The sequence below is a fragment of the uncultured Granulicatella sp. genome (assembly GCF_963515095.1).
In the GTDB taxonomy this organism is placed as follows: domain Bacteria; phylum Bacillota; class Bacilli; order Lactobacillales; family Aerococcaceae; genus Granulicatella.
This window is the reverse complement of the sequence record NZ_CAUPXD010000040.1, coordinates 1-9,661: the sequence shown is the minus strand read 5'-3', so window position 1 is coordinate 9,661 and position 9,661 is coordinate 1. Positions and strand designations below refer to the sequence as shown.

Here is a 9,661-nt window from a genome sequence, read left to right as displayed (position 1 = left end):
CAGAATTTTATAGTGCTTTCTTCTATTTTTGAGACTTTTTGCCCAGCCTCTTTTTTGTTGTTCTCTATTTTGAACTAAAAATAGCATTAAATATTTCTTTGAAGAATGTCACAATTTTATCAAACCATCCTTCACGATTGGCTTGATCCACTAATTGACCAATTTTTCCTTTTACAGTATTAGATAATGAATTTAATTGTTCTAATACTTGTTTGGAATCAATCGCACTAGTTTGTTGGTAACTTAAGGCAAACTGAATAATATTATTCACTTGAGTTGGACTAATAACTGTATCTAATCCATATTTTTTTAATGCCTCATTCACAATTCTTTCAACATCTTCTTTTGTGGCTACTTGACCTTGTTTTTCTTTGATTTCTGCTAGAGCTTTCTTAATATCAATCATAGCTTGATCTAATTTTGCAGCATCAAAGCCTTTTTCTTTTGCCTGTTCTTGAGCAATTTGATTCGTTAACTCTAGCTCCTTTTGAGCAACTGCTGTACGTTTTTCATCTAATACTACTCCATTTGCTTCAAAAGCTTTATACACACCTGTTAAAGCTGATTCACCCGTTACTTTCGACACAGCTGCAACTTCAATTTCTGCATCCGCTACCCCTGCTGTAATCGCTGCATTAGCATATTGTTCAGAAGTAACAAGTGTAATATTTTTCGGAGTAGCAATATGAACCTTTACTCCTTCTCCTTTATTTCTCTTTTGAACCATTACAGATGAAATCATTACCGAAGTATTCGCTTCACCAGCTCCTAAGTACTTCACTAAATCTTCTCCTGTAGCTTTTGTTGTCGTTACAGTATTTTCATCTTTAATTCCTAATAATTTAGATGTTTCTTTAATTTGTTGGTCATTTAAACCACCACCGTAAACAACGGTTGGTTTCCCCCATTTCTCATTAATGGCTGTTGTATCAATCGCATAAACTTGCTGAGAAACAAGTCCTAATAGCATTGTTGCAACAATGATAGGGCGAACTATTTTTTTCATGTCATTAACCTCCTTTGACTATTCTATCTTACTCTATTTTTTTGAATAAATGTGGAGATTTTTATTAAGAATTGTATAAAAATACCTCTGCGAATGTTCTTCACAGAGGCATATGTTAATGTTTTATTTTCATATGTTTTTCTTGCAATTGTTCTTTCATTGTAATGAGATAAACTGCTATTAATATAAGTACGATTCCCACAATATCAATTCTTTGGAATACTTCTCCTAATAAAATAATCGAAAAGAATACTGAGGAAATTGGTTCTGCTGAAGCTAACAAACTTCCTTGAACAGGTCCAATGAGTGAAACACCTTCTAAATACAATGTATATGCAAAAATCGTTCCAATTCCAATAATTCCGATAAAGGCAATGAAAGTATAAGGTTTCCATTGAATCGTATATTGCCAACTAGCGCTACCAATATAAAATAAAATTCCACCGGACAATAATCCTAAACCAGTTACAATTAAACTTCCCCATTGCTGAATTAATTTTCCAGGTAATAAGGTATATAATGCATAGGTAAATGCGGAAATAATTCCCCAAAACAATCCAGCAGGAGTAAGGGATAAGTTAAATGGATTTCCATGAGTCGCAATAACAAACGTACCTACTAAAGCAAAAACTATCGCAACAAATTCCATTACTGTTGGTACTGTCTTCTCTTTTAAACTTACATAAATGACAATTAAAATCGGACAAGTATATTGCAGTACAGTCGCTGTTCCAGCATTAGACGAATGGATGGCAATTAAATAGGTCAATTGACATAACATCAATCCAAAAATCCCAAAAAATAACATTCTTCTCATTATTTTTGGAGACTTCACTACTTCACGAAATTGCTTTGGTTGTTTCCAATATGCAAAAAGTGTTAAAACTAAACCTGCAATCATCATTCGGAGCGCTGTTAAATAGATTGGAGAAACTGCTGAATCATTCATCAAATATTGACCACAGGCTCCAGATAATCCCCATGAGATTGCACCGATTAATGTATAAATTCTACCTTTTACTAATTTATCCAAAACGATTCCTCCTATTTTTCAGAAATGAAGAATGCTCCTAGTGAAGTGGTAGAGAATAATAAAATCATTGGATAAATCTCTAAACGTCCAGCAATCATTCCAAGAGATAGCAAAATCGTATTAAAATCAGAATACATAGAGAAATTACTTGTTGGACCTACTTCTCCTAATCCAGGTCCAATATTATTAAACGTCGCTGCGACACTTGAAAATGCTGTTAAAAAGTCAGGTGCTTCAAATGAAGCAGAAATTAACAACACTAAAAATACAGCTACATAGACTAATAAATAGTTCGCAATTCCACTCGACATTTTATCATCGACTACTTTGCCATTAAACTTCGGCATAATCACTCGACGAGGTTGTCCCATTTTCTTAATTTCAGCAATGGCATTTTTAACATAAATCACTACACGAGAAACTTTAATACCTCCGGCTGTAGAACCCGCACATCCTCCTATAAACATTAATAACAATAAGACTACTTGTGGAAATACTCCCCACAGACCAAAATCGACTGTTGAATATCCTGTTGTTGTAATAATCGATGATACCGTGAAAAATACACTTCTAAACGGAACATCTAACTGAGATTGTACGATGCTTAATGAAGCAAAAATAGCCACTGACGCAAACGCGATAATCCCAAGATATGAACGACCTTCCTCATCCGTCAACACTTCTCGAATTGACCCTAATAATAGGAAATAATATAAGTTAAAGTTCACTCCAAAGAGCATCATTCCAATTCCTATAATCCACTCAACCATTTCCGGATTTTGATAAATCGCAAATCCTGCATTGTTAATAGAGAATCCACCTGTTCCAGCTGTCCCAAATGATAATAATAAGGCATCAAATAACGGAACTTTAACAAGCATTAAAATAATGACCAATATCGCCGTCATCACTAAATAAATCGCATATAAAATACGGGCAGTTTTTGCTAGTTTAGAGACTAATTTCCCAAAAACAGGGCCTGGAACTTCTGCACGCATTAACTGAACGGAATCAGATCCCGTACTTGGTAAAATGGCTAATGCAAATACTAGTACCCCCATTCCTCCAACTAAGTGGGTAAAACTACGCCAAAATAATGAAGAATAGCCTAAAATAGACAAATCACTTAAAATACTTGAACCAGTTGTTGTAAAACCACTAGCTGTTTCAAAAAATGCATCTGCTAAATTTGGAATTTCTCCTGCAAACACAAATGGTAACCCACCAAAAAAGGATAATAATATCCAACTTAACGCTACCGTTACAATTCCGTCTCGTGGCATGATTTTCATATTTTTAGGCTTTGCTAGTGTACAAACTGTCCCTATAACAACTAATAAAGCAATCGTTCCCGCATAACTTAGCAGTTGATGGAAACTTTCTCGATAAATCAAACTAACAATTAATGGTAGAAGTAATAATAAAGCTTCGACTTGTAAAATTTTTCCTACCAAATAACATACTGTTCTTCTTTGCAAAGTCATCAACTCCTATTCTAAAATATCGATAATATCATCGAAGTTTTTCTGAGTTGTTACGACGATTACTCTATCATGCGGTTCTAATTGGTCATTTCCATCCGGATAAATTAATTTTTCCCCACGAACGATAAAGGCAATTAATAAATTCGATTTTGTTTTTAATTTAGAGAGTGGAATCCCACAAACACGACTATTTCTTTCAATACGAAATTGCAATGCTTCTACTTGATTATCAGCTACACGATACAAAGCTTCAACATTTGATCCCTTAGTATTCGCACGAGCACGTACAAATTGAACAATTTCATTGGCAACAATTTGCTTTGGCGTAATAATCGATTGTGGGTCAACGTTTTTTAATACTTTTAAAATACCGGTACGGCTCATTTTAGTAATAACTTTTCGAACACCACGGTGTTTCGCATATACTGATAAAATTAAGTTTTCTTCATCAATTCCTGTTAATGAAACGAAAGCATCATAGTTTGTTAACATCTCTTCTTCTAATACATCATGATCCGTTCCATCTGCATGAATAATTGTAGCATTTGGAAATTGTTCACTTAAAAATTTCGCACGTTCTTCATTGACTTCAATGACTTTTGGATGGATTTTAGTCGTTTTAAGCATATCTAATAAATAATACGCAATTTTCCCTCCTCCAACCACTAAACTTGAACGGACTTGTTTCGTAATATAATTCGTAATTTTTAAAAAGGTAGAGATATCTTCGTATGCTCCAGTAATATGAATACGGTCGCCTTTTTGAATAAAAGAATCCCCACTTGGAATAAATACTTCAGAATCACGTTGAATCGCACAAACTAGGATAGTCCCGAATCGATTTCTAAAATCTTTTAAGCTTAATCCAATTAATGGTGAATGGTCTTGAATTTCCAACTCAATTAAACTAACCCGATTGCTGGCAAAACTTTCTACACTTAAGGCAGATGGATATTTAAAAATTTTAAAAATATCACGTGCTGCTGATAATTCCGGATTAATTAATAAGGAAATTCCTAAACTTTCTCGAACAAAATTCAACTGTTGAGAATACTCTGGGTTTCGAACACGAGCTACCGTATATTCTGCTCCAATTTTTTTAGCTAAAATGGCTGCAATAATATTAATTTCATCCATTTCTGATACAGCTAGAAAAATATCTGCATTCGCAACTCCTGCTTCTTGTTGGATATCATAACTTGCGCCGTTTCCAACAATCCCCATGATATCAAATTTATTCATCATTCTTTCTACAATGACAGGATTTTTATCAATTAAAACAATATCATTTGCTTCTGAAGTTAGTTCACGGCAAAGTACTTCGCCGACCTTTCCTCCACCAACAATTACTATTTTCACACATTTTCCTCCAGGTCTTTAAAATCTTCCGAGTGTCATTTTACTCTTATAATAGAAGAACGTCAATGTATTGTACTAATCTCTCTTCTTATATTACAATGTAAACATGAAAACATAAGGAATGAGTAAATGGAACAATTAGAGTTACAACAATTATGCCAAGAAATTTCAAAAAAATACTTTCATAAAGAGTTTCGCCATCATATAACTTATAACGCTCGACTAAAATCCAGTGGTGGTCGTTATATTTTGAAAACAGGCAATATTGAGATTAATCCTAAAGTTGAAACTATTCTAGGTAAAGAAGTCTTAATCGGTGTGATTAAACATGAATTATGTCATTATCACTTACATCAAGAAGGAAAAGGATATCGACATCAAGATAGAGATTTTAAAATGCTCTTACGAGAAGTTGGAGGGCATCGTTTTGTAGAACGAATGGAACCTTATCGATACGTTTATTCTTGCAATTCTTGCGGAGCAACTTTTCATCGTATGAGAAAAATTGATACAAAAAAATTCCGCTGTGGTCGTTGTCGTGGTAGTTTAATATTAGATTCTAGTTCTAAAGGGTAATAGTGCTAGCGATTTATAACACTTGCATTATGAGCTAAACTTTGATACCATTACATACATTGAGCGGTCGTGGCGGAATGGCAGACGCGCTGTCTTGAGGGGGCAGTGGGTGTATACCTGTGCGGGTTCAAGTCCCGCCGGCCGCATAAAATATAGAAAAAGGGATGAGACCATGCTTTCATCCCTTTTATTTTATATTTTGATGATTCTATTAGATGAACGACCCAAAGATTTTCATAATAGCAACAATAAGACCGCAGGGCTGCTGCCGTCCTTCTGCTACTATAGATAAATCCAATAACATCCTAAACGTCCCAACATATATGACCGAACCTAAAGGATTTTCATAGTAGCACTAGTGATAAAATCTGAAACTACAGATTTTATCACAGGAAAAGTTGAGACCTTAGGCTCAACTTTTAGGCATGAGACCGCAGGGCTGCTGCCGTCCTTCTGCTACTATAGATAAATCCATTAAAAAACAATCTTATTCAGTTCTGATAAATGCCCAATCTGATACGTTGGCTCCACAGCCAACAATTCCTCAGGCTCAGTTGGTCGTTCAAGGGTTTCCATATACCAACAAGTATCCATTCCAATACGACTTGCCCCATAAATATCCGCCTTAAAACTATCCCCAATCATTAAGGCATTCTCAACCGTCATTCCTTCTGTTTGATCTACTACAGCCTCAAAAAACTCTTTACTTGGCTTACGATATCCCACTACTTCAGAAATAAATAACTTTTCAAAGAAGTTTTCTAATCCAGCTGTTTTCAAACGTAGTGATTGAGTTTCTTCAATTCCATTTGTTGCTGCAACCATAACAAAGTCTTTCTTTAATTCATGAATAATCTCTAATGCATCTGGCATCATTGTATTCGCTTCTGCTAAATAGTGTCGGAATTTTTTCTCACAAACACTTCCATCTACTTGAATCCCATAGTAAGCAAACCAGCGGACAAATCTTTCTTCATTTAAATAAGTTTGAGAAATCTCTCCTTGCTCATATTGTTCCCATAATCCTTTATTCATTGTACGGTAAACTTCTAAAACTTCTGGAGTAAACTCTAATCCATCTTCTTGACTAATACGAGATAAAGCATAATCTTCTGCTCCCCAAAAATCAAAAATTGTATTATCTAAATCAAAAATTAAATATTGGTATTTTTTCACTTCTTTTCCTCCTAAAATCTTATGACAATTTATCATACACTCTATAGCTTCATTCTTCAACTAATATCATTTCGACAAAAAAAGGATACCTTTGCTGAAACAAAAGTATCCTTATCCTTCAAATTCTTATTATCTCATTGTAACAAATTCTTCAGAAGCGGTTGGGTGAATCGCTACTGTTGCATCAAAATCTGCTTTAGTAGCACCCATTTTAATAGCAACTGCAAATCCTTGAATCATTTCATCAATGCCTCCACCAATTCCGTGTAAGCCAATTACTTTTTCTTCTTCACCTAATGTAATTAATTTTAATTTTGTCATTTGACGGTGAACTGTAATTGCTGAGTACATTCCTGCAAAAGTTGATTGATATACTTTAATATTTTCAGCACCATATTTTGCTTCCGCTTGTTCTTGTGTTAAACCAATAGAGCCAATTGCTGGGTGTGAAAATACAACTGTTGGAATTAATTCATAATCCATTTTTGCATCTGTTTTACCATTGAATAAACGTTCTGCCAATGTTCTACCTGCTTTAATCGCTACAGGTGTTAATTCTTTTTCACCAGAAACATCTCCTAGTGCATAAATGCCAGGTGTTGTTGTATTTTGATACTCATCTACTTGAATAAACCCACGTTCTGTAAGTTTAACTCCTGCTGCTTCTAAATTTAATTGACTAACATTTGCTTTACGTCCAACTGCCCAAATAACTTTTTGGCTTGTATGAGTAGTGCCGTCTTCAAAATGAATTTGAATATCGCCATTGTCTAATTTTTCTAATTTTTGAGGAACCTTATGTGTATGTAATGGTTGACCATTTTTCTTCATTTCCTCTACTAGGACTTCAACAATCCCTTGATCAAAACCTCTTAACGGTCCACCTTTACGAACAAATAAATCCGTTTTTACTCCTAAAGCATGTAATACTCCTGCTAATTCAACTGCAATATATCCTGCACCAATAATCGATACTGATTCTGGTAATTCTTCCCATGCAAATACATCATCAGAAGTACCCCCAAGTTCACTACCTGGAACATTTGGAATAAAAGCATATGAACCAGTCGCAATCACAATATGTTTAGCACGAATGTGTTCACCATTTACTTCAACTGTATTTTTATCTACGAAACGAGCATATCCTTCGATATAGTCAATTCCATTTCTATTGAAATTATTTGAAAATGCTTGACGTGAGCGTTCAATATAAGCTTCACGATTTTTTCTTAAAGTTTTAAAATCAAATGAAGTTTCTCCAATGGTATATCCATAATCTGCTGCATAGTTTTTAAGAGTTTCTGATACTTGAGCACCATACCACATTACCTTTTTAGGAACACATCCAACGTTTACACAAGTTCCCCCAATGATATTTCCCTCAATAACAGCTGCTTTAGCTCCATGCATGGCTGCACGATTCATCGTTGCACTACCGCCACTTCCTCCACCAATTGCAATAATATCGTATTCTCTCATCTTTGTTCCCTCTTTCATCTTTATTTAAAATATCTATGCGATTTCATTTACAATTATCATATCATTATCATCAGTTTTTTGTCTTCTATGTTGCTCAAAGCAATGATTTTTATGAGAAACCTTATAATCTCCTTAAAAATCTTCCACATTTCAATGAAAAATGGTAAAATAAGTCAGATATCATACCATTCATTTGAGAGCATTCTCAAATTTAGAAAGGAATTATTATGAAACTAATGTATATCCTTGATAAAATCAAGCGATTCCCAAATCAAGATTTGGCACTCTATTTAATGATTGTTAGTATCTTTTTGCCGTTTTACTTGTTTTTATCATTGTTCTTGTTTTATTTTATCCTATTAATCTTTACTGGAAAAATGAAACATATTTTAAGACAACTACTGAATTACCCAGTGTTATTAACATTTATTGCTTATAGCACGATTATCTCAGCAGTAAGTGGTAATTTAATTGGAGTAGCAGCTTCCATTTTATTTTTATGGTTTGCGATATTCTTTGTTTATTACCAGAAACGGATTAATCAAGATTTTTTCCACATTGTATTACAGACCATTTTACTGGGAAGTATATTTGCAGCGCTATTTGCCTTTTTAGAACATTTTGAAATTGTTCATAAATTTAATTACGCATTTTTAGCACCGAATATGCAAGTTTGGCATCAAAATCGTGCAGAGGTTACATTCTTCAATCCAAATTATTACGGAATCATTTGTTGCTTCTGTATTATGATTGGTTTTTACCTTTTCACAACGACCAAAAATTGGAAATGGAAAGTCATCTGTATTATCGCTTGCTTTATCAATTTATTCGGTTTGAACTTTACGCAAAATAGAACAGCTTTCCCTGCAATTATTTGCGGAGCTATTATTTATTTATTTACAACGATTAAAAGTTCTCGAGCATTTTGGTTAAGTGTTGGCGTCTTTATTATTGGACTATTCTTCCTATTTTCAAATGATATTGGAGTTCGAATGGGAACCTTAGATTCATCTATGGATGAACGGATTTCCATTTGGAATGCAGGATTTACCCTTTTCAAACAAAATCCATTATTTGGTGAAGGACCATTAACATATATGCATAGCTATCAACGAATTGGTGCTATTTATCATGAACATGCTCATAGTATTTATATTGATACAATTTTGAGTTATGGATATATCGGTACTTTATTATTAGCCATCGCTAGTATCAAGCCCGTTCGTAGTTTAATCGAAATGAGTCGTCAACCTCAAAAACGTCCCATTGTTGGATTATATGTTTCATTTTTAGTCGTTGTTGCTGTTCACGGAATTTTCGACTTAGCTCTATTCTGGATTCAATCAGCTTTCATTTTCCTAGTTGTAATGTGCAGCATTCCAATGTGGGAAAGAAACGAAACGATTGACATACCGCATGAATAGATACGAATAAAAGAACTTTTCTTAATAGCAAACACAAAAAAATCCAGTTAAAACTGGATTTTTTTGTTTAGGAAAAACTCCAAGACGGTTTCACCGTCTTACTCATGACAGAAACAAAAGTTGG

Annotated in this window: 8 protein-coding genes and 1 tRNA gene; 3 read left to right on the top strand and 6 right to left on the bottom strand. The window is 34.1% G+C overall.

Annotated features, from left to right (window positions below):
• Positions 1–64: 64 nt before the first annotated feature.
• From RWL86_RS07765 to trkA, 4 genes are all read right to left on the bottom strand, one after another.
• Complete coding sequence (locus RWL86_RS07765) at positions 65–1,006, bottom strand: DUF1002 domain-containing protein (protein ID WP_314078589.1); 942 nt, start codon at positions 1,004–1,006, stop codon at positions 65–67.
• Positions 1,007–1,121: 115 nt separating this feature from the next.
• Positions 1,122–2,039 carry a DMT family transporter gene (locus RWL86_RS07760; RefSeq protein ID WP_314078587.1) on the bottom strand — a complete coding sequence of 306 codons (918 nt, stop codon included), beginning with the start codon at positions 2,037–2,039 and terminating at the stop codon, positions 1,122–1,124.
• Between the two features lie 11 nt (positions 2,040–2,050).
• The gene (locus RWL86_RS07755) at positions 2,051–3,517 is read right to left on the bottom strand and encodes a TrkH family potassium uptake protein (RefSeq protein WP_314078584.1); all 1,467 of its coding nucleotides are present in this window, start codon (positions 3,515–3,517) and stop codon (positions 2,051–2,053) included.
• A gap of 12 nt (positions 3,518–3,529) precedes the next feature.
• On the bottom strand, positions 3,530–4,882 hold the full coding sequence (gene trkA / locus RWL86_RS07750; RefSeq protein WP_314078582.1) for a Trk system potassium transporter TrkA: 1,353 nt from the start codon (positions 4,880–4,882) through the stop codon (positions 3,530–3,532).
• 129 nt (positions 4,883–5,011) lie between these two features.
• Here trkA and RWL86_RS07745 point away from each other — a divergent pair, with 129 nt between their 5' ends.
• Complete coding sequence (locus tag RWL86_RS07745) at positions 5,012–5,458, top strand: SprT family protein (protein ID WP_314078579.1); 447 nt, start codon at positions 5,012–5,014, stop codon at positions 5,456–5,458.
• A 63-nt stretch (positions 5,459–5,521) separates the two neighbouring features.
• Positions 5,522–5,604 (top strand) — tRNA-Leu (locus tag RWL86_RS07740).
• Positions 5,605–5,932: 328 nt separating this feature from the next.
• Here the strand turns inward: RWL86_RS07740 and RWL86_RS07735 are convergent.
• Both RWL86_RS07735 and gor read right to left on the bottom strand, forming a co-directional pair.
• A complete protein-coding gene (locus RWL86_RS07735; RefSeq protein WP_314078577.1) occupies positions 5,933–6,634 on the bottom strand; it encodes a YjjG family noncanonical pyrimidine nucleotidase in 702 nt (233 codons plus the stop codon).
• Positions 6,635–6,763: 129 nt separating this feature from the next.
• Positions 6,764–8,113: a glutathione-disulfide reductase gene (gor, locus tag RWL86_RS07730; RefSeq protein ID WP_314078575.1), complete on the bottom strand. Its 1,350-nt coding sequence runs from the start codon at positions 8,111–8,113 to the stop codon at positions 6,764–6,766.
• A gap of 227 nt (positions 8,114–8,340) precedes the next feature.
• Between gor and RWL86_RS07725 the strand changes: the two genes are divergently transcribed.
• The gene (locus tag RWL86_RS07725; RefSeq protein WP_314078574.1) at positions 8,341–9,537 is read left to right on the top strand and encodes an O-antigen ligase; all 1,197 of its coding nucleotides are present in this window, start codon (positions 8,341–8,343) and stop codon (positions 9,535–9,537) included.
• Positions 9,538–9,661 lie beyond the last annotated feature (124 nt).

What these genes read in the sequence shown, in the direction of transcription:
- RWL86_RS07725 (WP_314078574.1), top strand. Translation starts at nt 8,341, where the DNA reads ATGAAACTAATGTATATCCTTGATAAAATCAAGCGATTCCCAAATCAA.
- RWL86_RS07745 (WP_314078579.1), top strand. Translation starts at nt 5,012, where the DNA reads ATGGAACAATTAGAGTTACAACAATTATGCCAAGAAATTTCAAAAAAA.
- gor (WP_314078575.1), bottom strand. Translation starts at nt 8,113, where the DNA reads ATGAGAGAATACGATATTATTGCAATTGGTGGAGGAAGTGGCGGTAGT.
- RWL86_RS07765 (WP_314078589.1), bottom strand. Translation starts at nt 1,006, where the DNA reads ATGAAAAAAATAGTTCGCCCTATCATTGTTGCAACAATGCTATTAGGA.